Annotated in this window: 26 protein-coding genes; 5 read left to right on the forward strand and 21 right to left on the reverse strand. The window is 73.5% G+C overall.

Annotated elements, in window-relative coordinates; translation table 11 throughout:
• Positions 1-8: 8 nt before the first annotated feature.
• Both QJ852_18940 and QJ852_18945 read right to left on the reverse strand, forming a co-directional pair.
• Positions 9-602, reverse strand: coding sequence for a hypothetical protein (locus tag QJ852_18940; GenBank protein WGX95226.1), 594 nt, complete (start codon positions 600-602; stop codon positions 9-11).
• A complete protein-coding gene (locus tag QJ852_18945; protein ID WGX95227.1) occupies positions 602-1219 on the reverse strand; it encodes a sigma-70 family RNA polymerase sigma factor in 618 nt (205 codons plus the stop codon). Before QJ852_18945 ends, QJ852_18940 begins: the two co-directional genes overlap by 1 nt.
• 525 nt (positions 1220-1744) lie before the next feature.
• Here QJ852_18945 and QJ852_18950 point away from each other — a divergent pair.
• Complete coding sequence (locus QJ852_18950) at positions 1745-1873, forward strand: hypothetical protein (GenBank protein WGX95228.1); 129 nt, start codon at positions 1745-1747, stop codon at positions 1871-1873.
• An 8-nt stretch (positions 1874-1881) separates the two neighbouring features.
• On the opposite strand, the gene QJ852_18955 is transcribed toward QJ852_18950, so the two are convergent.
• From QJ852_18955 to eno, 5 genes are all read right to left on the reverse strand, one after another.
• The gene (locus QJ852_18955; GenBank protein WGX95229.1) at positions 1882-3261 is read right to left on the reverse strand and encodes a helix-turn-helix transcriptional regulator; all 1380 of its coding nucleotides are present in this window, start codon (positions 3259-3261) and stop codon (positions 1882-1884) included.
• A gap of 354 nt (positions 3262-3615) precedes the next feature.
• Positions 3616-4548 carry an exopolyphosphatase gene (locus tag QJ852_18960; GenBank protein ID WGX95230.1) on the reverse strand — a complete coding sequence of 311 codons (933 nt, stop codon included), beginning with the start codon at positions 4546-4548 and terminating at the stop codon, positions 3616-3618.
• On the reverse strand, positions 4541-5056 hold the full coding sequence (locus QJ852_18965) for a DUF501 domain-containing protein (protein WGX99479.1): 516 nt from the start codon (positions 5054-5056) through the stop codon (positions 4541-4543). Before QJ852_18965 ends, QJ852_18960 begins: the two co-directional genes overlap by 8 nt.
• 8 nt (positions 5057-5064) lie before the next feature.
• Positions 5065-5664, reverse strand: a complete 600-nt coding sequence (locus tag QJ852_18970) for a septum formation initiator family protein (GenBank protein WGX95231.1) — start codon at positions 5662-5664, stop codon at positions 5065-5067.
• A 16-nt stretch (positions 5665-5680) separates the two neighbouring features.
• Entirely contained in the window at positions 5681-6958 is a 1278-nt protein-coding gene (gene eno / locus QJ852_18975) for a phosphopyruvate hydratase (protein ID WGX95232.1), read from the reverse strand.
• Between the two features lie 103 nt (positions 6959-7061).
• On the opposite strand from eno, the gene QJ852_18980 reads away from it, so the two are divergent.
• Complete coding sequence (locus tag QJ852_18980; protein ID WGX95233.1) at positions 7062-7457, forward strand: DUF202 domain-containing protein; 396 nt, start codon at positions 7062-7064, stop codon at positions 7455-7457.
• 37 nt (positions 7458-7494) lie between these two features.
• Here QJ852_18980 and QJ852_18985 read toward each other — a convergent pair whose 3' ends face one another.
• On the reverse strand, positions 7495-8196 hold the full coding sequence (locus QJ852_18985) for a ferritin-like fold-containing protein (protein WGX95234.1): 702 nt from the start codon (positions 8194-8196) through the stop codon (positions 7495-7497).
• 254 nt (positions 8197-8450) lie between these two features.
• On the opposite strand from QJ852_18985, the gene QJ852_18990 reads away from it, so the two are divergent.
• Positions 8451-9926, forward strand: coding sequence for a DEAD/DEAH box helicase (locus tag QJ852_18990; GenBank protein ID WGX95235.1), 1476 nt, complete (start codon positions 8451-8453; stop codon positions 9924-9926).
• 98 nt (positions 9927-10024) lie between these two features.
• On the opposite strand, the gene QJ852_18995 is transcribed toward QJ852_18990, so the two are convergent.
• The 3 genes from QJ852_18995 to QJ852_19005 all read right to left on the reverse strand — a co-directional run bounded on the left by QJ852_18995 (position 10025) and on the right by QJ852_19005 (position 12500).
• The gene (locus QJ852_18995; protein ID WGX95236.1) at positions 10025-10891 is read right to left on the reverse strand and encodes a hypothetical protein; all 867 of its coding nucleotides are present in this window, start codon (positions 10889-10891) and stop codon (positions 10025-10027) included.
• Between the two features lie 97 nt (positions 10892-10988).
• Positions 10989-11702 carry a L,D-transpeptidase gene (locus QJ852_19000; GenBank protein ID WGX95237.1) on the reverse strand — a complete coding sequence of 238 codons (714 nt, stop codon included), beginning with the start codon at positions 11700-11702 and terminating at the stop codon, positions 10989-10991.
• Positions 11703-11708: 6 nt separating this feature from the next.
• Positions 11709-12500, reverse strand: a complete 792-nt coding sequence (locus QJ852_19005; protein ID WGX95238.1) for a ParA family protein — start codon at positions 12498-12500, stop codon at positions 11709-11711.
• Positions 12501-12569: 69 nt separating this feature from the next.
• Here QJ852_19005 and QJ852_19010 point away from each other — a divergent pair, with 69 nt between their 5' ends.
• Positions 12570-13331, forward strand: a complete 762-nt coding sequence (locus QJ852_19010; GenBank protein WGX95239.1) for an SDR family oxidoreductase — start codon at positions 12570-12572, stop codon at positions 13329-13331.
• A 121-nt stretch (positions 13332-13452) separates the two neighbouring features.
• On the opposite strand, the gene QJ852_19015 is transcribed toward QJ852_19010, so the two are convergent.
• From QJ852_19015 to QJ852_19035, 5 genes are all read right to left on the reverse strand, one after another.
• Positions 13453-14061 carry a MarC family protein gene (locus tag QJ852_19015; GenBank protein ID WGX95240.1) on the reverse strand — a complete coding sequence of 203 codons (609 nt, stop codon included), beginning with the start codon at positions 14059-14061 and terminating at the stop codon, positions 13453-13455.
• On the reverse strand, positions 14058-14930 hold the full coding sequence (locus QJ852_19020) for a PHP domain-containing protein (protein ID WGX95241.1): 873 nt from the start codon (positions 14928-14930) through the stop codon (positions 14058-14060). Before QJ852_19020 ends, QJ852_19015 begins: the two co-directional genes overlap by 4 nt.
• A gap of 35 nt (positions 14931-14965) precedes the next feature.
• Positions 14966-16666: a phosphatidylglycerol lysyltransferase domain-containing protein gene (locus QJ852_19025; GenBank protein WGX95242.1), complete on the reverse strand. Its 1701-nt coding sequence runs from the start codon at positions 16664-16666 to the stop codon at positions 14966-14968.
• Positions 16667-16741: 75 nt separating this feature from the next.
• Entirely contained in the window at positions 16742-17437 is a 696-nt protein-coding gene (locus QJ852_19030) for a hypothetical protein (GenBank protein ID WGX95243.1), read from the reverse strand.
• A 64-nt stretch (positions 17438-17501) separates the two neighbouring features.
• Complete coding sequence (locus QJ852_19035) at positions 17502-18062, reverse strand: histidine phosphatase family protein (protein WGX95244.1); 561 nt, start codon at positions 18060-18062, stop codon at positions 17502-17504.
• A gap of 55 nt (positions 18063-18117) precedes the next feature.
• Here QJ852_19035 and QJ852_19040 point away from each other — a divergent pair, with 55 nt between their 5' ends.
• Positions 18118-19296, forward strand: a complete 1179-nt coding sequence (locus tag QJ852_19040) for an MFS transporter (protein WGX95245.1) — start codon at positions 18118-18120, stop codon at positions 19294-19296.
• Positions 19297-19798: 502 nt separating this feature from the next.
• Here the strand turns inward: QJ852_19040 and QJ852_19045 are convergent.
• The 5 genes from QJ852_19045 to QJ852_19065 are packed head-to-tail and all read right to left on the reverse strand — an operon-like array spanning position 19799 to position 25528.
• Positions 19799-20377 carry a hypothetical protein gene (locus tag QJ852_19045; GenBank protein ID WGX95246.1) on the reverse strand — a complete coding sequence of 193 codons (579 nt, stop codon included), beginning with the start codon at positions 20375-20377 and terminating at the stop codon, positions 19799-19801.
• Positions 20378-20380: 3 nt separating this feature from the next.
• Positions 20381-22006: a choice-of-anchor P family protein gene (locus QJ852_19050; protein ID WGX95247.1), complete on the reverse strand. Its 1626-nt coding sequence runs from the start codon at positions 22004-22006 to the stop codon at positions 20381-20383.
• Positions 22003-22710, reverse strand: coding sequence for an ABC transporter ATP-binding protein (locus QJ852_19055; protein ID WGX95248.1), 708 nt, complete (start codon positions 22708-22710; stop codon positions 22003-22005). Before QJ852_19055 ends, QJ852_19050 begins: the two co-directional genes overlap by 4 nt.
• Entirely contained in the window at positions 22707-23498 is a 792-nt protein-coding gene (locus tag QJ852_19060) for an ABC transporter ATP-binding protein (protein WGX95249.1), read from the reverse strand. The genes QJ852_19055 and QJ852_19060 overlap by 4 nt, the downstream gene beginning before the upstream one ends.
• Complete coding sequence (locus tag QJ852_19065; GenBank protein WGX95250.1) at positions 23495-25528, reverse strand: ABC transporter permease; 2034 nt, start codon at positions 25526-25528, stop codon at positions 23495-23497. Before QJ852_19065 ends, QJ852_19060 begins: the two co-directional genes overlap by 4 nt.
• Positions 25529-25530: the final 2 nt, after the last annotated feature.

The following is a 25530-nucleotide window of genomic DNA, read 5'->3' on the forward strand; positions in this document are numbered from 1 at the left end:
CCGGGCGCTCAGCGACGCAGGTCGAGGGTCGCCCGCACCCGGGTCGCCCCGGCCGTGAGCCACAGCTCGTCGACGTCGACCGGCACCCCGCGGGCATCGAACCTGCCGTCGGGCGTGGTCCGGACCGCGCGGCGCAGGTCGCCGTGGGCGAGGAACGCGAGGTCCACGCCGCCCGTCCCCGGAGTCGGCATGACCAGGCCCTGGACATCGACCTCGCCGACGCCTGCCCCGGTGGCGTCGAGGACGAACCGGCCGAGCTCGCTGTCGAAGGCCAGGTGGACACCGCCGTCGTCACCGGATCTCACGCCGGCAGCGAGACCCGAGCGCGCGTCGTGCAGCAGCCACGCGTCGGACCAGCCGTCGGTGTGCGTCGGGCGGTGCAGCTGGTCGAAGACGCCACGCAGCCGGGCACTGAGGTCGGCCGGCGGCTGGCTCAACGGCATCGAGCCGGCCGCGGCGAGGAAGTCGCGGATCCACGCGACGCTGGCGGAGGTGGCCGGATCGCCGGAGTCGACGTACGCCGCGACCGCGGCGGCGGCCTCGTCGGAGAGGCGGCCCTCGACCCAGTCGAGCAGCTCGGCGAAGGTCGGCCGGGCGGTCATCATGCCTCCTCCCCCATGATCGCGCGCAGCTTGTCGAGGCACCGGCCGCGCAGCGGCCCGATGCCTCCGATGGACCGGCCGAAGCGCTGGGCGATCTCCGCGTAGCTCGGTGCGTCCGGCTCGAAGTAGAGGGCGACGAGGAGGTCCCGGCAGGTCCCGCCGAGAGTGGCGAGGGCGTCGTGCAGGGCGGTCGTCGTGGCCCAGTCGGCGAAGGGATCGGTGGCGCCCTCGGGCGCGGCCTCGAGCGTCGTGGTGCGTCGACTGAGGTTGCGGGTGCGCCAGGCCTGGCGACGAGCCACGGTCATCAGCCAGGAGGCGATCTTCTCGTCGTCGCGGAGCCGGTCGAGCGCGTCGACCAGCGCCACGAAGGTGGCCTGGGTGACGTCCGCAGCGTCCTCCGCGCTGAGGCCGTTGCGCAGGGCCACCGTGTAGACGAGCCGCTCGTAGCGGCCGACGAGCTGGTTCCATGCCTCCCCGTCGCGGCGTCGGCAGCGGCGCAGCAGATCGGTGTCGGTGACCACCTCGCCGCGGCGGCGATCCGCGCGATCAGGATGCGCGGACCGGCCGGGTGGTCGCAGCTCGGTGACGCGAGACGGGCGCTCGCTCAGTGACGTCATGTCGGGTCCCCAGGAGAAAGTCGTGGAACGCACCCACATGCGTTCCGGGAAGGGAGAGCCCACGCCAGATACTGCTGCGATCCGCCCGAGAGAGCTGTCGGTTGGACCCGGCCGGCGCTGGCCCTCGGGTCGCTTTCGACCCTAAGCGGCGGATCGCGACGCCCACAAGCCTCCCGCCGGCTGTCCACAGCGCGCCGGATCAGACCGGTGCCCCGCGTGCACCAGTGCTGCATGACCGTCTCCGCGCCCCGTCCCGGTCGGCCCCACGGAGCGGTCCGGTCCGGTCCACCCGGCTCCGGGCGACCGGTTCGACCCCGCTCCGGATCCGACCTCGGGCGCGAGCGCGCCGGCACGAGCACGGCTCCCGATTGCCGTGGCTCTTCTCGTGCCGGCGTCCGAGACAGGACCTTAGCACCGGATTGCCCCCTCAGCATTCCGTGGTTGACCAAGATGTGACAACCTCGTTGGCAAATCCCGCGGTCGAGCACCCCGCCCGGTCGCACCTCCCCCCCGAAGGAGAACCCCATGTTGAAGACCCGCAAGATCATCGCCGCCACCGCCGCCGCCCTCGCCGCCACGCTGGCGGTCGCGCTGGGCACGCCCTCCCAGGGCGCGTCGGTCGTGATGGCCGACCGGCCGTCCGGCTGCTGCTAGAGCACGCCCTACGAGACGTCCTGGCGGACCCGGCTCGTCCGCCGGTCCCCGCCGCGCAGCCGAAGGCCGCTGGCGCTCGCCGCCGACTTGAAGGCGGCGTGCGCCGCGGCCGTCTCGCCGAGGAGGTCGAACAGCTCCGCGAGCTCGCACCAGGCCTGGGCGACCCAGCGATCGGCGCCGGGCAGGGCGGTCAGCAGCGCGGCGGCCTCCCGGCAGACGCCGATGGCCTCGTCGGTGCGGCCGAGCTCCGCCAGTGCCTCACCATGCGCGGTCGCGGCCTCGGCCGCGCCGAGGGACGCCTGTCCGGGCGTCGCGTCGCGGGCCGCCACCACCACCTCGAGCGCCTGCTCCGGACGGCCGTCGACGATGAGCGCATGCGCCAGCACGACCTGCGCCTGCGCGATCTCGGCGCGCGATGCGCTCGTGCTGCGCAGCTCCTCGTTCGCCCGCTCCAGCTGGACGAGCGCCTGCTCGGCGTCCGGCGGGTCGAGCGCGAGCTGGAGACGGCCGAGCTCGAGCCGGAGTCGGGCGAGGTTGCGGGCGTCCTGTCCTTCGCCGAGCAGGCCGAGGGCCCGGGTCGCGAGGGCCAGCGCCGCCTGCGTCTCGCCCCGCTCGGAGTAGACGATGCTCGCGTTCCAGTACGCCGCGCTGCGTGCGGTGGGCGAGGCCACCTCCTCGGCCATCGCGATGGCCTCGGTGCAGATCCGGGCCGCGCGGTGGAGGTCACCGCGCTCGATGTAGGCGAGCGCGACGGTCATCGCCAGCTGCACCGCCTCGTCGCTGCGCTCCAGCCCACCCTCGGCGATGACGGGGCGGATCCGCTCACCGACCTCGATGGCGAGGTTGAGATCGCCCGCCTCGCGGTAGCACCGGCTCAGCGCGATGCCGCAGCGGAGTGCCGGGAGGCCGTCGATGTCGGCGAACAGCGACTCGAGCTCCATGATCGCGTCGTCCAGCTGGCCCATCGCCTCCAGCGCCCGGGCGACGACGAACCGACCCCGGGTGGTGAGGTCCGGCACGGAGGCGCCCTCGGCGCGCGCCAGCGTCTGGCGGGCCTGGTGCTCGGCGTCGACCGCCTCGCCGTTCTCGAGCGCGAGCTCGGCGTAGCTGAAGCCGAGCCGGATCTCGTCGAGCTGCTGCTCCGAGGCGCCGGCCACGAGCTCGCCGACCGAGGTGCCGAGGCGCTCGCTGATGACCGTGAGCGCCGCGAGGGTCGGGCGGCGGGTCCCCGACTCGATGCGCGAGATGTAGCCGACGGAGTACGCGTCGCCGGTGAGGTCCGCCTGGTTGAGTCCCTGCGCCAGCCGCGCGGAGCGCACGCGCGCGCCCAGGACGACCGGGTCGACCGTCCCCAAGAGCTGCGCCCAGCGCGCGTCGACTTGACTCACGAGGATGCATGTTAGGCGAGCCCTGTTCACTTCCGCTGACAAATCGTGTCAAGGAGCTCCGTCCGAGGGGTCGGCCGTCCCGTCGCCGACGGTCCTGTCCCCTCAGGTACAGCGCGTGCCGGAGGCCTCCCGGAGGACCCGTCCGGTCCGCCCTCCCCACCGTCTCCCGGCCTCGCGTGGCGGGGGTCCGGCGGTGCCCCACGGCGGGGCCGGCACCCCGGCCGCCGAGGGCGCGACACGCCGACGAACGAGCGAAAGTAAAATCTTTCGGAAAGGTCCACGGGCTGACGCCGGATGTGGCAACACGCCCGCCGGGAGCACCGCGACCGGCGCGCGACCGACCGGCGGGCGTGTTCAGCGCACCAGCGACCAGGCGATCCCGTCGAGGATGTCGGTCTCGGCCACCGTGACCGACGCGACCGCGAGCCGGTCCAGGACCCGGACGACGATCAGCGCACCCGCGTCGATCACATCGGCGCGCCCGGGGTGCATCCAGCCGAGCCCGCGCCGCTCGGCGACCCTCATCGCGAGCAGCCGCTCGACCTGCGCCCGGATGTCGGCCACGGCGAGCGGGCGGCCGTGGATCAGCGCCCGGTCGTAGGCGGCGAGACCGAGCGTGCCGGCGGCGATCGTGGTGTTGGTGCCGGCGACGAGGACCACGGAGCGCGCGGCGGGGGGGTCGACGGGGCAGGCGTCGAGGGCGGCGTCGATGTCGGCGACCACGGCCGCGACCTCCTCGGCGGTGATCGGGTCGTGTCGGACATGGCGCTCGTGGAGCCGGACCGAGCCGATGTCCATCGAGTGCGCGGCGCTCGGCCCGGTCGCCGGGGCACCGAGGATGAGCTCGGTCGAGCCGCCGCCGATGTCGACCACGAGGATCGGTCCGGGCACCACCACCTGTGCGGCGACGAGGCCGCGCACAGCGCCGTCGAAGGCCAGACGCGCCTCGTCCGCCCCCGACAGCACCTCGGGATCGATGCCCAGCCGGGCTCGCACCCCGGCGGTGAACTCCGCGGCGTTCGCGGCGTCCCGGGTGGCCGAGGTCGCGCAGAACCGGATCCGGTCCGGGCCGACGCCCGCGTCGCGGATCAGCACGGCGTACTCGTCGAGCGCCGCCCAGGCTCGCTCCAGCGCCTCGGGCGCCAGCCGGCCGGTCGCGTCGACGCCCTGGCCGAGCCGGATCATCCGGCTCTCGCGGCGCACTCCGTCGGGATCGCCCGCGGGGTCGCCCACCAGCAGCTTGACCGTGTTGGTGCCGCAGTCAACTGCGGCGACCGGGTCACCCACCCGCGGGATCCGCCGGAGCCACACAGGGGCCCTTGGCCCACCAGTCGCCGAGGATCTCCAGCACCTCGTCGCCCAGCGGATTGACCCCTGGCCCGGCCGCCAGGGCGTGGCCGGCCAGCACGTGCAGGCACTTCACCCGGTCGGGCATGCCGCCGGCCGAGATGCCCTCGATCTCGGGGACCTCGAAGCCGCCCGCGGCGCCGACGGCCGCACGGTCGGCGAGATAGGCCTCGTGCGCCGCCCGGTACGCCGCGGCCAGCTCGGGGTCGGTGCCGAGCCGCTCCTGCATCTGCTTCATCAGCCCGGACGCCTCGAGCGTGCCGATCCGGGAGTTCACCCGTGGGCAGGTGAGGTAGTAGGTCGTCGGGAACGGCGTCCCGTTGGGCAGCCGCGGCTGGGTCGCGACCACGTCGGGGTTGCCGCACGGACAGCGGTGCCCGATCGCGTGCACCCCGCGCGGCGGGCGGCCGAGCTGGGCCGCGATGACCGCCTCGTCGCTGCTGGTCATGGCCTCGGTCACTCCGACAGGTCCTCCTGGGGCGCCTGGATGTCGTTCTTGGGGGCGCGCACCTTGGTCGGTGGGTCGCCCGCGATCTTCATCGAGTCCCACGCGTCCTCGTACCAGGTCCGCTCGTCGGGGTCGGCCACCTCGGCCGGGTCACCGAGCTCGGCGGCCGTGTCGAGCGGGTTGCCGAACTCGTCGACCACGACGAAGGGCGTCTCGCCCTGCGCGACGTACCCGAACCGGGCACGCGCCTGCTGCGCGACGTACGCCGGGTCCTCCCAGCGTCGCTTCTCGTCCTTGAGATCGTCGATCTTCGCCTCGCGCTCGGCGATCTGGGCCTGCAGCGCGGTGATATTGCCCCGTTGCTGGAGGTAGGCGCGCAGCGAGGAGGCGTAGGAGACCGCGAGCACGGCGAGCACGAGCACCAGGATCGCGGCGCGGCTGGTCAGCCGGGCCTTGTGCTGGTGCTCGGCCCGCGCCCGGACCAGGGCCGCCTCGCGCTCGCGCGCGGCCTTCTTGCGCTCGGCCTTGAGCCGCTCGGCGTACCGCGGCCCGGACCGCCCCGAGACGGGGCGCCCGGGCTTGCGGGAGGTACGGCGGTCGTCGGCCATCGGCTGCTCCGGTCGATCAGCCCTGGTAGCGCGGGAAGGCGGCCGCGCCGGCGTAGCGCGCGGCGTCGCCCAGCTCGTCCTCGATGCGCAGGAGCTGGTTGTACTTCGCGACCCGCTCGGACCGGGCCGGCGCGCCGGTCTTGATCTGGCCGCAGTTGGTCGCCACCGCGAGGTCGGCGATCGTGGTGTCCTCGGTCTCGCCCGAGCGGTGGCTCATCATGTTGCGGAAGCCACTGCGGTGGGCCAGCTCGACGGCGTCGAGGGTCTCGGTGAGCGAGCCGATCTGGTTGACCTTGACCAGCATCGCGTTGGCCTGGCCGCCGGTGATGCCCCGCTGCAGGCGCTCGACGTTGGTGACGAACAGATCGTCGCCGACCAGCTGGGTCGTGGCGCCGAGCTCGTCGGTGATGGCCTTCCAGCCGTCCCAGTCGTCCTCGTCGAGCGGGTCCTCGATGCTGACGATCGGGTAGTTCGCGACCAGGTCGGCGTAGTAGGCGGTCATCTGTGCCGCCGTCCTCTTCTCGCCCTCGAACGTGTAGCCGCCGTCCTCGTAGAACTCCGAGGCGGCGACGTCGAGCGCGAGCGCGACGTCCTTGCCGAGCTCGTAGCCGGCCTTGGCGACCGCCTCGGCGATCAGGTCGAGCGCGGCGCGGTTGGACTCCAGGTCGGGCGCGAAGCCGCCCTCGTCGCCGACGCCGGTGGCCAGGCCCTTGTCCTTGAGCACCGACTTGAGCGCGTGGTAGACCTCGGCGCCGACCCGCAGCGCCTCGCGGAAGGAGGACGCGCCGATCGGGGCGATCATGAACTCCTGGATGTCGACATTGGTGTCCGCGTGGGCACCGCCGTTGAGGATGTTCATCATCGGCACCGGCAGCAGGTGGGCGTTGGGGCCGCCGACATAGCGGTACAGCGGCAGGTCCGCGGAGTCGGCCGCGGCGCGGGCCACGGCGAGCGAGACGCCGAGGATGGCGTTGGCGCCGACCTGGGCCTTGTTGGGCGTGCCGTCGGCCTCGAGCAGGGTCTGGTCGACCAGCCGCTGGTCGGCGGCGTCGAGGCCCTCGATCGCCGGGCCGAGCGCCTGGATCACGGCGTCGACGGCCTTCTGGACCCCCTTGCCGGCGTACCGGTCGCCGCCGTCGCGCAGCTCGACCGCCTCGAAGGCGCCGGTGGAGGCACCGCTGGGCACCGCCGCGCGGGCGAAGGACCCGTCGTCGAGCAGGACCTCGACCTCGACGGTGGGGTTGCCGCGGGAGTCGAGGATCTCGCGGGCTCCGACGGCTTCGATCGCTGCCACGTGTACTGCTCCTGGAGTCGGGGACGGGCTGTCGTCGCGGTCAGCCTAGACCGCGGCGGGTGTGGTTCCGGGCAGCACCCACCGGGCGTGGGACTCTGTGTCCGTGGCTCCTCCCGATCACCCCGAGGCGACACCCCGGCCACGCCGGCGCCCGCACCGCGTGTACGACGTCGGACAGAACCCCGAGCCGCGCGACTCCCTCGCCAACGAGCGGACCTTCCTGGCCTGGGTGCGCACGTCGCTGGCGCTGGTGGCGGGCGCGGTCGCGGTCAGCTCGCCGGCCCTGGAGTTCCCGCTGACCGCACGGCTGCTGCTGTCCCTGGGGCTGGTCCTGGTGGCGGCGGTGGCCCTCGGCGTCGGGTGGCACCGGTGGACCCGGACGGAGGTCGCGATGCGCACCGGCGGGCCACCGCCCGGCTTCACCGGCGGCATGGTCGTGCTCGGCGCCGTCGGGCTGCTGATGGCCGGCGCGCTGGCGGCCACCCTGATCGGTCACTGAGCCTCACGCGACCGACCCACGGGGCGGCGGAGGTGGCTCAGGCCTCGAGCCCGAGCTCCGCCATCCGGGCCATGTGCCGCTCGGTGAGCCGGGTGAACATCCGGCCCATCGCGGCCAGGTCGAGGCCGGGACGATCCACGCCGCCCGCGAGGAGCGCGGTGAGGGCGTCGCGGTCGGCGGCGACCCGCTGCGCCTGGGTGAGCGCCTCCCCCATCAGCCGGCGGCCCCAGAGCGCGAGGCGGCCGCCGAGGCGGGCGTCCTGCGCGATGGCGGCCCGGACCCGGTCGACGACGAAGGTGGCGTGGCTGCCCTCCTCCATCGAGGAGACGACGAGGTCGCGGGTCTCGGGGTCGAGATAGGCCGCGATCTCACGGTAGAAGTCGTTGGCGAGCCCATCGCCGACGTAGGCCTTGACCAGGCCCTCGTACCAGTCCGCCGGCGCGGTGTGGCGGTGGAACTCGTCGAGCGGCGCCCGGAACGGGAGCATCGCCGCGAACGGGTCGGCGCCGAACGCCCGGATCCGGTCGTGGAGGGCGTGCACCTTGGTCAGCTCGCCGCTCGCCATGGTCGCGAGGTCGACCTTGTCGGCCAGGGTCGGCGCCAGCTTGGCGTCCTCCGCGAGCCGCTCGAACGCCGAGATCTCGCCGTAGGCGATCGCCGCCAGCAGGTCGATCACAGCCTCGCGGTAGGCCGGGTCGGAGTCTGCGAAGTCGGGGCTCGCGGCGGCGGATTCAGCCATGCGCTGAGCGTACAAGTACGATAGTGCGTGGCGAGAGCCAGTCCGAGCCCCTGAACAGGACCGCGACCGGCCCGCCTGGGCACCCGCCCACGTATGTGCGCGGCTGAGTGTGAACAGCCGCATCGATCTGGCGCCATGCCGACCGGCTGACGACACTCACGAAAGCGAACAGAACACTGACTTCCAACGACACCACCGCTGCGTCCACCACCGAGACCGCGGCGGAGGCTCCGACCTTCCGCGACCTCGGCGTGATGCCGCTGATCTGCGACGCGCTCGAGCGCGCCGGCATCACCCACCCGTTCGCCATCCAGGAGATGACCCTCTCCGTCGCGCTGATGGGCACCGACCTCATCGGCCAGGCCCGCACGGGCACCGGCAAGACGCTCGCCTTCGGCATCCCGGTGATCCAGCGCAGCGTCGCGCCGACCGACCCCGACTACGCCGAGATCCCCCAGGGCAAGCCGCAGGCGCTGATCGTCGCGCCGACCCGCGAGCTCGCCCTCCAGGTGTCCAGCGACCTCGAGATCGCCAGCCGCGACCGCGGCCTGCGCGTCCTCACCATCTACGGCGGCGTCGGCTACGAGCCCCAGATCGAGGCGCTCGAGAGCGGCGTCGACATCGTCATCGGTACGCCGGGGCGGCTGATCGACCTCGCCAACCGCAGGGTCCTCGACCTGTCCCACGTCCACGCCCTGGTCCTCGACGAGGCCGACGAGATGCTCGACCTCGGATTCCTGCCCGACGTGGAGAAGCTGCTCCGGATGACCCCGGAGACCCGGCAGACCATGCTGTTCTCGGCGACCATGCCCTCGGCGATCGTGTCGCTGGCCCGGATGCACATGCGGCACCCGATGAACATCCGCGCCGAGTCGTCGTACGAGAACGCGACGGTGCCGGCTACCGCGCAGTTCATCTACCTGGCCCACGACCTCGACAAGCCGGAGATCATCGGCCGGCTGCTGCAGGCCGAGGACGCCGACAAGATGATCGTCTTCACCCGCACCAAGCGGCAGGCGCAGCGGGTCGCCGACGACCTCGTCGAGCGCGGCTTCAAGGCCAGTCCGCTGCACGGCGACATGGCCCAGGTGGCGCGCGAGAAGGCGCTCACGAAGTTCCGTGAGGACAAGATCAAGGTCCTGGTCGCCACCGATGTCGCGGCCCGCGGCATCGACGTGTCGGGCGTGAGCCACGTGGTCAACTACACCTGCCCCGAGGACGACAAGACCTACGTCCACCGGATCGGCCGCACCGGCCGCGCGGGTGCCTCCGGCATCGCGATCACGCTGGTCGACGCGACCGACGTGCACCGCTGGAAGATGATCAACAAGGCACTCGACCTGCCCTTCGACGAGCCGGTCGAGACCTACTCCACCTCCGAGCACCTCTTCCACGACCAAGGCATCGCCCCCGGCACCAAGGGCCGGATCGCGCCGCCGGCGCCGCCGGCGCCCCGGGGCGAGCGGTCGGGCGAGCGGTCGGGCGAGCGCGGGGAGCGCGGCGGACGCTCCGGTGAGCGACGCTCCGGCGAGCGCAACCGGACCCGGACCCGCACCCGGACCCGCGGTGGCAAGCCGGTCGAGGGCGGCGCCGAGGGGTCGACCCCCTCCGCAGGGCCGGCCGAGGGCGGCGGCGACGGTGCGCCCGGCCGCAACCGTCGCCGGCGGCGCCGCGGCAGCGGCGGCGGCTCCGCGCCTGCCGCCGACTCGGCGCCCACCCCCTCGGCCTGAGCACGACCGGACGACGGTCCGAGAAATGCGAACGGAGCCCGGGCACAGCCCGGGCTCCGTCTCGTCTCTCGCCGGTCGTGAGGCCTCCGAACGTGTTCTCAGACCTTCGGCGGCAGCGGCTCCACCCACACGTTGCCGACCAGCATCGGGTGGTCGCTGATGCCGTTGTAGACCTTGCGGTAGTCGCTGAACCGGGTGCCGGTCCAGGTCGCGAGCATCCAGTCGGGGCCGGCCTTGGGCGGCACCGGGCACGGGTTGCGCTTGGTGCCGCCGAGCGAGACCAGGTCGGTCGCCTTGGCCACGCGCTGGCAGAACTCGACACGCTCGTTCATGTCGCCCATCACCACGACCGGCTTGCCCTTGGCGCCGAGTCGCTTGATCAGCTTGATCTCGCGCACGGTGGAGATGTCCCGCTCGGCCTCGAGGCCGCCGGGCGCGTTGTGGATCGCGATGACGTAGAAGGAGCGCTTGGTGACGCGGTGCTTGAGCTTGACCCACGGGATCGCCCGCATCTTGCCCATCGACGGCCGGTAGATCTCGCCCTTGTCGCGGACGTCGTACTCGCCGGTGTGCCAGGCGATCTGGATCGCGCCGCTGAAGTTGTCGAGGGTGCGGCGCGGGTAGAACTTGAAGCGCGGCAGGCGGTTGCGCAGCACCTTCAGCTGGGACTGGTGCACCTCCTGGAAGGCAGCGACGGTGCGCTTGTTGTTCTGCACCTCGGTGGCCGCCCGGTGTGCCCGGGTCGCGCCGCCGGGGGCCATCGAGGCGGTGAGGATGTTGAAGGACATCGCCCGGATCTCGAAGCCGCCGCCCTTCTGCGAGGTGGCCGGGTCCGGGACCGCGGCCGGCTCGGGGTTCGAGGGCGCCGCGGCGACGCCCTGGGCGGGCGCGAAGGTCACGGCGAGGGTCAGGATCGTCAGGGCGGCGACGGTCGCGGCGAGGTGCTTTCCGAGGTGGGCGAGCATCCGGGCACCCTAGACAGACGCCCCCCGAGCAGGGCAAATCGTGCTCGCCCCGGGCTGGGGCTGCCGAGGCCCCTGGGGCCGGTGGGGCCGGCGTCGATCAGGCGGTGACGACGACGGAGGTGCCGACGGGCGCGAACTCCCACAGCGCGATCGCGTTCGGCCGCGCCTGGCGGATGCAGCCGTGCGAGAGCGGCGTGCCCAGCTGGGCGATCGTCTGCACCGGCCGACCCCGGTCGACCGGGATCGTGTGGAACCCGATCGCGGCGCCCTGTGTGCCCTGGGTGAACCGGACGAAGTACTCCATCGTGCCGGAGTCGTCGATGCCGATCGCGTGCCGGCTGCGGGAGTAGACGGCGTACGTGCCGGGCTCCAGGTTGTCGTAGACGCTGCCGGAGACGGGATAGGTCCGCTCGACCGATCCCCCGCTGCCGACCAGCCAGACCCGCTGGCGCCCTTCGCTGAACACCACCCGACGGCCGGTGCCCGACGCCGCCGGCAGCTCGGTCGAGTCCGAGTCGGCGGCGATGGGCGTGCTCACGTCGGCGAGCTCGCCGTTGACGGCGCCGGCGGACGGGTCGGCCGCCGGATCGGTGGCGGGATCGGTGGCCGGATCGGTGGCCGGGTCGGCCCGCGCACCCGCCGAGCTGGCCGCGGCCGGCCCGCCGCCACCGGTCGGCAACAGCCCGAAGCCGCCCGCGAGCGCCACGGCGGTCACCGTCAGCGCCGCCACGACCGCGCCGATCCGGCCGTAGCGGGGTCGGGCCGGAGCCCGATGCCGGCCGCTCCCCCGGCGTACCGCGTGCTTGCCCACGGCGGCTCAGCGCCCCGCGCGGGTGAGCAGGGCCCCGGCGACCTCGCGGTAGGCCTCGGCGCCCTTGCTCGTGCGGCTGGTCGCGAGGATCGAACGGCCCGCGGCGGGCGCCTCGGCGAACTTGATCGTCTTGGGGATCGGTGGCCCGACGACCACGAGGTCGTAGGTCTCCGCGATGGTGTCGAGCACGGCCCGTGCATGGTTGGTCCGGCCGTCGTACAGCGTCGGCAGCACGCCCCACACGGCGAGCTCGCGGTTGGTGAAGCGGCGTACGTCGTGCACGGTGTCGAGGAGCTGGCCCACCCCGCGGTGCGACAGGGTCTCGCACTGGAGCGGGATGAGGACGCCCTCGGCCGCGGTGAGCGCGGCGACGGTGAGCACGCCGAGCGACGGCGGGCAGTCGAGCAGCACCCAGTCGTAGCTCCGGCCGCTCCCGCGCAGGTCCTCCAGCACCCCGCGCAGGACGTGCTCGCGACCGGTGCGCGTCAGCAGGTCCGCCTCCGCGCGGGCGAGCTCGATCGTGGCGGGCAGCAGGTCGACCCCGTCGTCGGTCTCGAGGATCACCTCCGCGACCGCGGTGCCCTTGGTCAGCACGTGGTGGACCGACAGCTCGAGGTCCTCGGGGTCGATGCCCAGCGAGAAGGTCAGGCAGGCCTGCGGGTCGAGGTCGACCAGCAGCACCGACTGCTCCCGCTCCGCGAGGGCCGCGCCGATCGAGGCGACGCTGGTGGTCTTCGCGACGCCGCCCTTCTGGTTGGCGACAGCGAGGATCGTGGGGGGAGCGGGCACGCTGTTCATCGCCCCCATCATGCCGGATGGGCCACGGCGCGTCCCCGCGCCGGGCCCGCGGTTCCCTAGTCTTGCGGCATGCCCACCGCCCTCGTCACCGGCGCGACCGCCGGCATCGGCCTGGAGTTCGCCCGCCAGCTCGCCGCCCGTGGCCAGGACCTGGTCCTCGTGGCCCGCGACGAGACGCGGCTCGCGTCCGTCGCCGCGCAGCTCCGGTCGTCGTACGGCGTGGGGGTGGAGGTGCTCCCCGCCGACCTGACCGCGCCCGACGCGCTGGCCCGGGTCGAGGCCCGGCTGGCCGACCGCGGCGCGCCGATCGACCTGCTCGTCAACAACGCCGGGTTCGGGCTGAAGGAGCGCTTCCTCGACAACCCGGTCGACGTCGAGCAGGCCCAGCAGGACGTCCTGGTCCGGGCCGTGCTCCGGCTCTCCCACGCGGCGCTCGGCGGCATGGTCGAGCGCGGCCGGGGCGGGGTGATCAACGTGTCGAGCGTGGCCGCCTTCCTCCCCCGCGGCACCTACAGCGCGGCGAAGGCGTGGGTGAACTCGTTCAGCGCCTGGGCCCACCAGGAGTACGCCGGGCGGGGTGTCACCGTGATGGCACTGTGCCCCGGCTTCGTGCGGACCGAGTTCCACCAGCGCCTCGGCATCGACCGCGACGCCTCCGCCCCCCGGCTGCTCTGGCTCGAGGCCGACCGGCTGGTCCGCGACGCCCTCGCCGACTTCGACCGCGGCCGCGCGATGTCGATCCCGTCGAAGCGCTACAAGACCATCGTCACCGCCAGCCGCCTGGCACCCCGCCCGCTCCTCCAGCGCCTCCAGTCCCTCGGTCGCAAGTGACGTTGAGTTGCCGCTTCCTCACCATCGAGTTGCCCCGTCCTCGTAGTCGAGATGCCACCTGAGCGACAACTCAACAGTCGGAAAGCGGCAAGTCAACGGCGAGGAAGCGGCAACTCAACACTCAGCCCTCACCGGCGATGAACGCCCGCACGGCGTCGGCGACCAACTGGACGGCGATGGCGGAGAGCAGAAGTCCCGCGATCCGGGTGACGAGCAGGACGCCACCCTCACGGATCAGGCGCAGGATGGGCAGCGAGTACCGCATCGCGGCCCACAGCGCGAGGTGGACACCGATGACGCCGAGCGCGACCGCGACGCCGTCGCCCCAGGTGTCGATGTCCTGGACGAAGAGCATGGTGGCGACGATGGCGCCGGGACCGGCGAGCAGCGGGGTGCCGAGCGGCACCAGGGCGATATTGGCGTCGGTGGAGGCCGTCATCGCCTCCTCCTTGCCGGTCAGCAGCTCGAGGGCGACCAGGAGCAGCAGCAGGCCGCCGGCGCACTGCAGGGCGGGCAGCGAGATGTGCAGGTAGTTGAGGATCTGCTGGCCGAAGAACGCGAACAGCGTGATCACCAGGAAGGACACCGCCACGGCCTGCCAGGCGGCGCGGCGGGCGGTGGCGGGGCTGCGTCCCGCGGTCAGGGACAGGAAGATCGGCACGGTGCCGACCGGGTCCATGATCACGAAGAGGGTCACGAAGACCTCGACGAGCAGGACGTACTCGATCACCGGCGCCGCCCTCCGACCAGGGCCGTCGGGGAGCCGAGGGCGGCGGCCCGTTCGAGGATCCGGTCCAGCTGGGCCGGGGCGGTCGTCTCGCTGCCGAGGTCGTGACCGGTCTTGCCGGTGCCGTGGTGGTCGCTGGAGCCGGTGACGACCAGACCGAGCCGGCCGGCGATCGCCCGCAGCCCGGACCGGGCCTGCCGGTCGTGGTCGAGATGGTCGACCTCGATGCCGCCGAGCCCGGCGTCGGCCAGCTCCGCGAAGGCCGTCTCGTCGAGCACCCCCGCGGAGGCCCGACCCCACGGGTGGGCGACGACGGCGACCCCGCCGGCCCCGGCGACCAGGCCGAGCATCGCGACCAGGTCGGCGGCGTACCTGTCGACGAAGGCCGGGCCGCCGTCGTACAGGTAGCGGGCGAAGGCCTCGTCGCGGTCGCGGACGGCGCCGAGCCGCACCAGCAGGTCGGCGACATGGGGCCGGCCGGTCACCTGGTTGTCCGGGCTGACCTCGGCCAGCGCCTCCTGCGTGACCGGGATGCCGAGCTCGCGCAGCCGGGCGAGCATGGCCGGGACCCGGTCCTCACGGCCCGCCACGATCCGGCCGAGCTCGGCCCGCAGCGCCGGCTCGTCGGGGTCGGGGAGATAGGCCAGCAGATGCACGCCGGCGCCGCGGTAGCGGGTGCTGACCTCGATCCCGCGCACCAGGCCGACCCCGGCCTCCTCGGCCGCGGTGGCGGCCTCGGCCCAACCCGCGGTGGTGTCGTGGTCGGTGAGGGCGAGGACCTCGAGCCCGGCCGCCGCCGCGGCGCGCACCAGGTCGGCGGGCGACGCGGTGCCGTCGCTGACGCTGGAGTGGGTGTGGAGGTCGATCGTCACCGTACGAGGTTAGTGCCCGCGGCGGCCCCGCCCGGTCAGGCCGCGACCTCGACCTGCTCGGCCGACCGGTCCGCGGCGGCCGCCGTGACGGGCGGCAGCGGACGGGCCACCGGTACGCCGACCTCGCGGGTCTTCGGCGTGACCAGATAGGCGACCAGCACGGCCGCACCGATCCGGGGCAGGTCGGCCAGCGAGCGGTAGGTCAGGTGCAGGGGCTCGCAGCGCGGGGAGAACTTGGCCTTGAAGGCGTGCAGCGAGGCGAACCCGTAGAGCGGCTCCAGGATCCGCGCCGAGCGCTCCAGGCCGCGCTGCAGCCGGCCCTCCGGCTCACCCGTGCTGCGGGCCAGCGGCGCCGCCGACAGCGACACGACCCGCGCTCCCTCCTCCTTGAAGGCCAGGCACGACTCGGCGATGAGGAACTCGATGACCGGCCGGAAGCCGTCCTCCGGGCGGCGCATGAGGTCCAGGGTCCAGCCGTCCACCCGGCCCTCGCCGCCGTGGACCGGCAGCCAGGAGAGGAAGCCGTGCACCCGGTCGTCGGCGTCCAGGGCCAGCGCGACCCGCACCCGCGGGTCCATCGCGTGGTCGACGCCACCGAGCGTGAAGCCGAGCTCGGGCGTCCGCTGGCGCCGCAGCCACCCGTCGCTGATCGCGCGGACCTGCGCGACGACGTCCGGGGCGGCATCGGCGAGGACGACGAGCTCGAAGCGGATGCCGTCGCGGGTGGCACGGTTGCGCGCCGTACGGATGTCCTGCCAGCGCTTGCCGCGGAACTCCAGCTCGGGCAGGTCGAGCAGGGTGTCCTCCCCGACCTGCAGGCTGCGCCCGCCGATGGCCCGGGCGAGCGGCCCGCTGACCGCGAAGTGGCTGGGGATGAGGTGCTCGTCGGCGCAGAAGGCGGCGAACGCGGACGGGGCGCGGTCGCGCCAGCCGGCGGTGCCGACCGGGTCGCCGAGGGCGAGCGCGACGCCGAGATGGCGGCGGTAGGCGACATAGCCCTCGCCCCGCGGGTCGTAGAGATAGCGCACTCCGGGCCACGTGGTCATCCAGGAGAGGGAGCCGCCGCCCTCGCGCTGCAGGTGGGCGACCGCGCGGTCGCGGTTGACGACGGGACGGCGCCGGGGGCCGATCAGGGAGCCGATCAGCAGGCCGCCGGCGACCGCGACCAGGTGGACGACGTCGGCGAGGTGCCCGACGACGAGGAGCGAGAGGACGGCGTAGCCGACCAGTCCGGCCCGCAGGATGCGGCGCGGGGCGGTGCTCAGGAAGGCCGTCATGGCCGCACCGACGGCCAGCGCGCCACCGGAGGGACCCACGTCCATCGCCTGCCGGAGGGAGGCCGGCCCGGCGGCCAGGATCAGCGCGCTGGCGACGACCACGCTGCCGACCTGGGTGCCCAGCCAGAGCAGGGCGGTGCGCAGGGTGCCGAGACGGGTCTCGGCATAGCCGACGCAGAGCCCGAAGCTGAGCAGGACGGGGAGATAGCACCAGGGCTCGATCGCCAGCAGCGGTCCGGTGAACAGCGTCCACCAGTGGCCGGCCTGCAGCGCTCCCGGCCCGTAGGCGAGGGAGCGCCCCCACCCGTGGTCGAGGGCGCCGCTGGTGAGGGCGCCGGTGCCGATGCCCATGGCGACGATGAGGAGCAGACCGGCGACGGTGAACGGCCGCCGGCGGACCGCGGCGAAGCGACGCGGTGCGGGGTACGACGCGCGGGCGGTGGCTTCGTTGGCTGACATGCCTCCAGCCTCGCCGCGCACGGCGGCCGGGTCAGTAGCGCACCGACCCGACCTGGGGTAGTGCGTGCACCACCCTCACCAGGAGGGCGCGGGCCCCCCGAACGGCAGCGCGACCAGCTGTGGGCCGGTGGCGGAGATGTCGCGGAGGATCCAGTCGTCGCGCAGCAGCAGGATCGCGGAGGCGGGACGCAGGATCAGCCACAGCCACCGGCCGCCCGCCTCGCCGGCGAGCACCGACCGGTCCCACTCCCCCGGCGCGGCGCTCACCGAGACCGGCCACAGCCCGACGGGGTACTGGTCGACGCGCACCCGGACCGGCGCCGGGCCGTCACCGACCTCGTGGCCGGGGTCGAGGCGCCCGTCGTCGGGGGCCGACAGGCCGGCGACCCGCGCCCCGAAACCGGTGCCGGGCTCCTCGCTGATCACCATCACGTCGACCGGTCCGTCGAGCTGGCTGGTCCCGGAGACGCAGGCCATCGTGGCGTGCGCGGTGTCGCCCTCCGCGACCACGGCAGCGAAGTCGCTCACCGTCCAGCCCGGCCCGAGCGGCCAGGGCAGGAAGGTGGGGAAGAGCGGCCCGACCCGGAGCAGGTGGGCCGCGAACTCGTCGTACGACGACGCGACCGGACGCCAGAGCGGGACGACGATCCCGTGGTCGGGGCACGACCAGCGTCCGTCGCCGACCTCGGCCACCGGCGCCGGGCAGCGCGGGCACTCCACGCGCACCCCGTCGGGGCCGCGGCGTGGCGCTCCGGGCTGATCGGTCGGCATGTCCGACACCGTCCTGCGCCACCGGCCGGTTCGTCAAGCACCCGCGGCGGGACGGGCGGACGACTCAGCTGTTCCAGCGCAGCAGGACGGGCGTCTCCCGCTCGTGTCCGAGCTCGGAGAGCGTGGCGGTGTCGAGACGGAACAGCCGCCCGTCGGCCACGGGCAGGCCGAGCCACCGGGCGGCCAGCGCCCGCAGCACGTGCCCGTGGGCGACCACCAGGACCGGGCCGGTGGCGGCCCGGATCCGGGCCACGACCCGGTCGCAGCGCGCGGCGACGGCCGTGGCCGGCTCGCCGCCCGGCGCGGGATGCGTCCAGACCGTCCAGCCGGGCACCTGCTCGCGGATCTCCGCGGTGGTGCGGCCCTCGTAGTCGCCGTACCCCCACTCCCGGAGGTCGTCGCAGACCTCCGCGTCGGGGAAGCCCGCGAGCTCGGCGGTGCGCCGCGCACGCCGCAGAGGGCTGGTGAGCACCTCGGCGACGTCGGTCCCGGCGAGCCGGGCGGCGAGCCCGCGCGCCACCTCCTCACCCTCGGGGAGCAGCGGCAGGTCGGTCCGGGAGGTGTGCCGTCCCGCGATGCTCCACTCCGTCGCGCCGTGGCGGGCCAGGAACGCGGAGTCGGCCATGGGGACATCCTGCCAGTCGCGCCCGCGTCGACCTCGGCGGTGGCAGGATCCCGCCATGCCCCCGACCGACTCCCTGACCCGGTACCGGCTCGCCGTCGCGCTCGGCTTCGCCACCCAGGGCTTCGTCTTCATCGGACTCACCACCCGCCTGCCCGACCTCAAGGACCGGTGGGACCTGTCCGAGCTGGCCATCTCGGGGGTGCTGCTGGCGATCGTGCTGCTCGCCGGGGCCGGGTCCGTGCTCGCGGAGCGGCTCGCGGCCCGTACCGCGAGCGCGCGGGTGCTGCGGACCGGGCTGGTCCTCGTCGCCGGCGGCTCGGCCCTGATGCTCGCCGCACCGGTGTGGGCGGCGTTCCTCCTCGGCATCGCCGGGTACGGCGTCGGGCTGGGCATGGTCGACGCGACCTCCAACATGCAGGCGGTCGCCCTGGAGCGGCGCTACGGCCGCACCATCCTGCCGAGCTTCCACGGCGGCTGGACCTTCGGCGGTCTCCTGGGAGCGGCGGTCACCCTCGCGACCGCGGACCTCGACCTGTCCTGGACCGCCCTGGTCGCACTGGTGCCCCTGCTCGCCGCGGCCGCCGCCTTCCTGCCCCGCGACCCCGGTACCGACGGCTCGGGTGGCGCTGCCGGCACCACGGGGCCGGCGATCCCCTGGCGGCCGATCCTGATGGTCGGCCTCGGGATGGTCGTCTTCTACATGGTCGACACCGCCGCGCAGACCTGGGGCGCGGTCTACCTCGACGAGGTGGTCGACGCGCCGTCGCGCTGGGTGGCACTGGCGACGCTGCCCTACCTCCTGGCGAGCCTGGTGGTGCGCCTGGCCGGCGACACGCTCGTCGAGCGGTACGGCGTCACGCCGGTCCTGCGCATCGGCGCGGTGGTCGCGTGCGGCGGCCTGGTCGTGGTCACGGCCGCCCCCACCTGGCCGGTCGCCGTCCTGGGCTTCACCCTGACCGGCGCGGGCATCTCCGTAGTGGCGCCACTGAGCTTCTCCGCCGCGGCCCGGATCGCCGGCGGCTCGGTCGAGCGGGTGGACGCGGTGATCGCGCGGTTCAACCAGTTCAACTACGTCGGCGGCCTGCTCGGCGCGGTGCTGACCGGGGTCGTCGGGCACGACGAGCTGCGGTTCGGCTTCGTGGTCCCGATGGTGCTGGTGCTGACCCTGCTCCCCCTGGCCCGCTGGTTCGCCGTCCGCGACGTCGCGGTGATCCGTCAGGACGACCCGACGTAGCGACCCATGGTCCACAGGCCGGGGGTTTCCTCTGGATCAGGACGGACGATCGTGCTCTCATGGAGGCGCGGGCCCGGAAGCCGCCCCTAGGGACGCTTAGCGGGGCCCGTTCTTCGTGTCCGCGTCGAGATCGGCGACGACCGGATCTGCCACCGTAGGTCGCCAACCGTCCCCACTGCTGGGTGACGATCCGCGGATCGCGCGACGACGACCGGGACATCCAAGCTGGCGATGACCTGGACGACCCGCGCCCGCTGGCGATCCGTCAACGTGAAGTGCACCCGACGGTGGCCGGTCGACACCAAGGCCCGCATGGCCTGTCGAGCAGCAGAAGGCTCCGACGGTGCGATCGCAACGGCGACCAGCAGGAACGAGCGCGCCTTGGTCTCGTCGACGAAGACGTGCGCTCCCGACGGAAGAGGTGGCTGCACCACTCCAGCCGAGCAGCAGCGACCGACCTCCGCGTCCAGCTATCCACAGCGCCGCTGGGACGAGGCCGAGGTCAGTGCCGCACGGTCGGGCGGCACACCCGGCACGTGGCGAGGTGCGCGTTGTCCTCGCCGACCGGGGCGAGGTCGTCGCGGTGCGCGATCAGCGCGCAGTCGCGCCGGTGCATGGTGGTGCCGCCGCCGGCGACCACCGGGATCGCCCCCACGTCGAGGCCCTGGGCATCGGTGCGGGCCGTCGTCGCGGTGACCTCGGCCAGCACGAGCAGGGTGTCGGCGAGCCGTTTGGACGACTCGCGCCCGTCGGCGGCGATCCGGGCCAGCCACGCGCCGAAGTAGAGGAAGCCGCCGACGAAGGTCAGGCCCAGCCCGAGCATGCCGCCGGAGACGACATAGGACATCTGGTCCCACTGGTAGGGCGTGTTGGCGGCGCCGTACCAGCCCAGGATGATGACCACGATCCCGAGCGGCAGCATGATCGCGCCCGCCCAGAACAGCACGACCTGGAGCAGGGCGTAGTGGTTGTCCTTCAGGGGCGCGACACCGGAGCGGCCGGCGCCGGTCAGTTCTCCGGCCCGGGGCAGCCCCAAGGACCGGGCGGAGCGGCTGCTCGGGGGCGTGGCGGCTGTGGTCATGGCTCAGGCCTTTCGGAGGTCGGGGAGGCCGCTGTCGAGGCCGTGGGGACAGGGGGCGCCGATGCCGAGCGCCGCGGCTCCGAGCCGGCGGAACCACGACCCGGCGACCGCCGCGAGGGCGAAGGCGCCGACGAGGAGCATCCCGGGGATCGAGAACAGCTCGGGCAGGCCCGCGCTGGCCGGGGCGGCGTCGGTGAGACTGCCCGACGGGGTTCCGCCCGCGGTCGGTATCCCGCTCGCGGGCGGCGGCACCGGCGCGACGGCCGACGGTACGCCGACCCCGCCTGCCGCGGGAGCGGGCGCCGCCTCGGGCGCGGCTGCCGGCGGGGCCGCCGCGTCCGGGGGCGGCGGCGCGAGGATCTCGATCGGCGGGACCGTGTCCACCTCGGCCTCGGCGATGCCGAGGGTGACGACCACCTTCGGGGCGAGGTTGGACAGTCCGGACACCACGCCCTTGAGCGGGCCGGCCTGGGCCGGGATCAGCTCGGCGAGCAGGTTGGTCGGCAATGCCTTGAGCAACGGGGCGAGCAGGTGGGTGTCGATGGTGATCCGCAGGCCCTCCGAGACGCTGGTGCCGGCATCGCCGTCGACGGTGCGGACCTGCTGGGGCACCTCGATGCTGACACCGAGGGCCTCGAGGGCGTCGAGCGGCAGCTTGTCGAGGCCGGGGATCGGCATGGTCTTGCCCATCGTGATCGCCCCGTCCGGGCCGATCCCGAACTCCTGGCCGGCGATCGCGAGCTTGCCCCACGTGGCCGAGCCGGTGGCCGTGCCGGTGGCGCCGTCCGAGGTCGACTTCGCGACCGTCTCGACGCCGCCGAGGGTGATCAGCCCGCCGAGGAGGCGGATCTCGCCGAGCGTGGCCCGGGAGACGCCGACGACCTTGCCCCGGGTGGCGTCCATCCGGCTGGTCGACACGTAGCCGTCGATGTCGACCAGCGCGGCGAGCTGCGGCGGCAGGCCGGGCGCGGCCGCGCGCGTCGTCCCGGCGGCCGAGCCGCCGCCGAGCCCACCGCCGAGCCCACCGCCGAGCCCACCGGTGAGCAGGCCGGTGACGCCGTTGAGCAGGTCCATCAGGCCGCTCTTCGTCCCCGGGTCCGCGACGGCGCCCTCGGGTCCGAGCACGGTGCCGTCGGGCGAGAAGCCGGTCTCGGCCGTCGCGGTCCTGTCGCCCGACGTCGTCGTCATGATCGCGCCCGGGATCGACTCGTCCTTCTGGGTCGGGGTGTCCCCGGGGAACTGGGAGTTGACCTGCATCGGGTAGCCGCCGTCGGTGAGCGGGTTCGGCGGCAGCCCGAGCTGCTCGGCGAAGGTCTTCAGGCCCTCGCCGACCGGGTCGCCCGGCCAGAACAGGCTGGCCCGGCCGCGCGACTCTCCCGAGTCCGCCTTGACCTTGCTGTAGCCCATGTCGAACTCCAGTTGGGCCACGCCGGCGTCGACCGGGATCGGCAGGCTCGGCTCGAAGACCTCGACCCGGATCGGGGCCGACCAGGCCTGGGCCGTGTAGCCGCCGTACGCCGCCGCGGCACCGTCGTCGGCCGCGGCCGGTGACGCGACGGGCCCGGTCGCCAGGAGGGCGAGGGAGCCGATCATGCCGCCGGTGACGAGGACCTTCGTGGGTTGTCTCATGCCGCCCCTCCCAGGATGACGTCGGCCATGGTGTCGAGGATCTCTCCCGGCTCACCGGTGGCCACGATGCGACCGCCGCTCATCACGGCGGCGTAGTCGGCGACCCGGAGCGCGGTGCGGGCGAACTGCTCGATGCAGAGGATGGACACGCCGGACTCGGCGATCCGCGCGACGGTCTCGTAGAGCTCGTCGACGATCAGCGGCGCCAGGCCCATGGACAGCTCGTCGAGCAGCAACAGGGCCGGGTCGGAGGCCAGCGCCCGCGACATCGCGAGCATCTGCTGCTCGCCGCCCGACATGGTGCCGGCGAGCTGGTGGCGACGCTCGTGGAGGCGCGGGAAGTAGGCGTAGGCGGTGTCGAGGATCGCCGGGGCCGGCACGCCGGCGTACGACATGAGGACCAGGTTCTCCTCGACGGTGAGGTTCGGGAACACCGAGCGGCCCTCGGGGATCGTGCACAGTCCGACCCGGGCGAGGTCGTCGGACCGGGCGCCCTGCACGTGCACCCCGGCGAGGTGGATGTCCCCCGACGTGGCCTCCTTCTGGCCGCTGACCACCTTGACTAGGGTCGACTTGCCCGCGCCGTTGGGGCCGAGCAGGGCCATCACCGCACCGCGCGGCACGGCGAGGTCCACCCCGCGCAGCACCTCGATCCGCCCATAGGCGGCGTGCAGGTCGATCACGTCGAGGATCGGGACGCTCATCCGGGGCTCACCTCCTCCGCGACGGCCTGCATCGTGGTCGTGTCGCCGTCGCCCTCCGCGTAGCCCAGGTAGGCCCGCTGGACGTCGGGATCGGTCCGGATGTCGGCAGGGGTGCCCGAGGCGATGATCTCGCCGAAGTCGAGCACGTGGATGTCGTGGCACACGCTCATCACCAGGTCCATGTCGTGCTCGACCATGAGGATCGAGCAGCCCTCCGCCGCGAGGTCGACGAGCAGTGCGCCGAAGGCGTCGGTCTCGGTCTCGTCGAGGCCCGACGACGGCTCGTCGAGGAGCAGCAGCTGGGGGTCGCCGGCCAGGCACCGGGCCAGCTCCAGCAGCCGCGCGGTCCCGGTCGGGATCGAGTCGGCCCGCTCGTCGGCGTACTCCGCGATGCCGACGCGGTCGAGCAGCACGTCGACGCCGAGGGTTCCGCGTCGGCCGCCGAACCAGGTGAGCGGCCCCCCGTGGATCTCGTGGGCGACCCGGACGTTGTCGCGCACCGACAGCGACCCGAACGCCTCGAGCCGCTGGAAGGTGCGCCCCACCCCGTGCCGGGCGCGGCGGTGCACCGGCCAGGAGGTCACGTCGCGGTCGCGGTAGTGGACCCGCCCCCTGGTGGGCCGCTGCAGGCCGGTGATCACGTTGAAGCAGGTCGTCTTGCCGGCGCCGTTGGGCCCGATCAGGCCGGTGATCACGCCCCGGTCCGCGGTGAAGGTCGCCCGGTTGACGGCGGTGACGCCGCCGAACCGGACGACGACGTCGTCGACCTCGAGGAGGGCCATGCTCATCTCACCTTCTCGATGACGATGGTGTCGGAGGTGTCGGAGGTGTCGGAGGTGTCGGAGGTGTCGGAGGCGTCGGAGGCGTCGGAGGCCGGGCGGCCCGGGACCTCGACCAGCGGTACGTCGACCGAGCCGTCCGTGCCGGCGACCGTCCCGCCGCGGGGCAGCAGTCCCTGCAGCCACGGCAGGTCCGGGGCGATCCGCTCCCGCAGCCAGCGGCCCACGCGGAACAGGTGGTTGGCGATCCCGTTGGGATCGCGGCCCAGCAGCACCGCCCCGAAGCCGATCACCGCGAACAGCAGCCCGGCCATGCCCGGCGACGCGGCCTGGAACTCGGGCAGCAGCATCAGCGCGACACCACCCAGCAGAGCGCCGGTGACCGAGGTGGCACCGAAGACGACGGCCAGCAGGAGCACCAGCAGGGACTGGAAGTAGAGGAAGTCGGCGGCACCGACCGTGCCGCGCAGGCCGGCGAAGAGCCCGCCCGCCAGGCCGGCGATGCCCGCCGACAGCGCGAACAGGCCGACCCGGAACCAGCGCATGTCGAGCCCGAGGGTGCCGCAGGCCGAGGGGCTGTCGCGCATCGCGATCAGCAGTCGGCCCAGCGCGCCGCGGCGCAGCACGAGCAGGCCCAGCGAGAGCAGCACGAACGCCAGCACCATGAACCAGACGTAGGAGGTGTCCGACCCGATCCGCAGCCCGAGGATCGAGAGCCGCTCGGCGGCCAGGGTGCCGTTGAACTTGAACGCGAAGTCGGCGTTGAAGATCACCTTGTCCATGAGGACGGCGAACGCCATCGTCGACAGCGCGAGGTAGAGCCCGGTCAGCCGCAGCACCGGCAGCGCCACGAGCGCGCCGACCGCGGCGGCGATCAGCGCGGAGACGAGCAGCCCGAAGAGGTTCGGCTCGTCGAGCTTGGCGTAGGCGAGCGCGCCGACCCCCGCGAAGGTGAACTGCGCGAGCGAGACGTGACCGCCGTACCCGGTGAGCAGCACCAGCGAGAGCATCACCATCGCGTACGTCGCCGCGACGCCGATCAGCAGCACCTGGTTGGGCGCGACCACGTTGACGAGCAGCAGTGCCACCACCAGCAGGCCGGCGCCGGAGCCGATCGAGGTGCGCATCGTGGGGACGGGCGCGGTGACGATGCCCTTGACCTGGCCGATCCGCAGCTGCGCCTGCGGCATCAGCACCACGATCGCGAACAGGAAGAGCGCCGGGATCACCGCGCGGAAGGAGTTGAGGAAGCCGTCCTTGGGGAGGTAGGCGACCGCGAGCGACTCCAGCACGCCGAGGAACATGGCGCCGGCGAAGGTCATCGGCAGGCTCTTGAGCCGGCCGAGCATGGCGGCGGCGTAGGCGTTGATGACGAGCAGGGTCAGGCCGTAGTAGTCGAGCAGCACGACCGGCGCCAGCAGGATGCCGCCGAGGGCCGCGAGCGACATCCCGATCGCCCAGGACATCGCGGCCACCCGGTCGGGCTTGCCGCCGAACAGCTTGAGCAGCTCGGGGTTGTCGACCGAGGCGCGCATCGCCGTCCCGATCCGGGTGCGGCCGAGCAGCAGGTAGAGGCCGAAGGCCACCGCGATCGCGCAGAGGAGGGTGACCAGTTGGTGGGCGGTGACATAGGTGCCGCCGACGTTCCAGCTGGTGTCGGGCCAGAACGGCAGCAGCGCGCGCGGCTCCGGCGGCCAGATCTGCTGGGCCAGCCCGATCAGCCCGACCAGCAGGCCGACCGTCACGACGAGCGCCACCGACACCGGTCCCTCGCCGAGGCCGCGGGTCACGAAGCGCTGGATGAACCAGCCGATCGCCGGCGCCACGACGCCGAGCACCAGGATCAGCGACAGCACGGTCGGCATGCCCTGGCGCTGGGTGAAGTCCCAGAACACGAAGGACAGGAACATCCCGAACGCGCCGTGGGCGATGTTGAACACCCGGGTGGTCGTGTAGGTCAGCACCAGGCCGCTCGCCATGATCGCGTACGCCGCGCCCGTGAACAGGCCCAGCAGCACGTAGGCGAAGAGGGAGCCCACGA

It is taken from the genome of Nocardioides sp. L-11A (genome assembly GCA_029961745.1).
In the GTDB taxonomy this organism is placed as follows: Bacteria; Actinomycetota; Actinomycetes; order Propionibacteriales; family Nocardioidaceae; genus Nocardioides.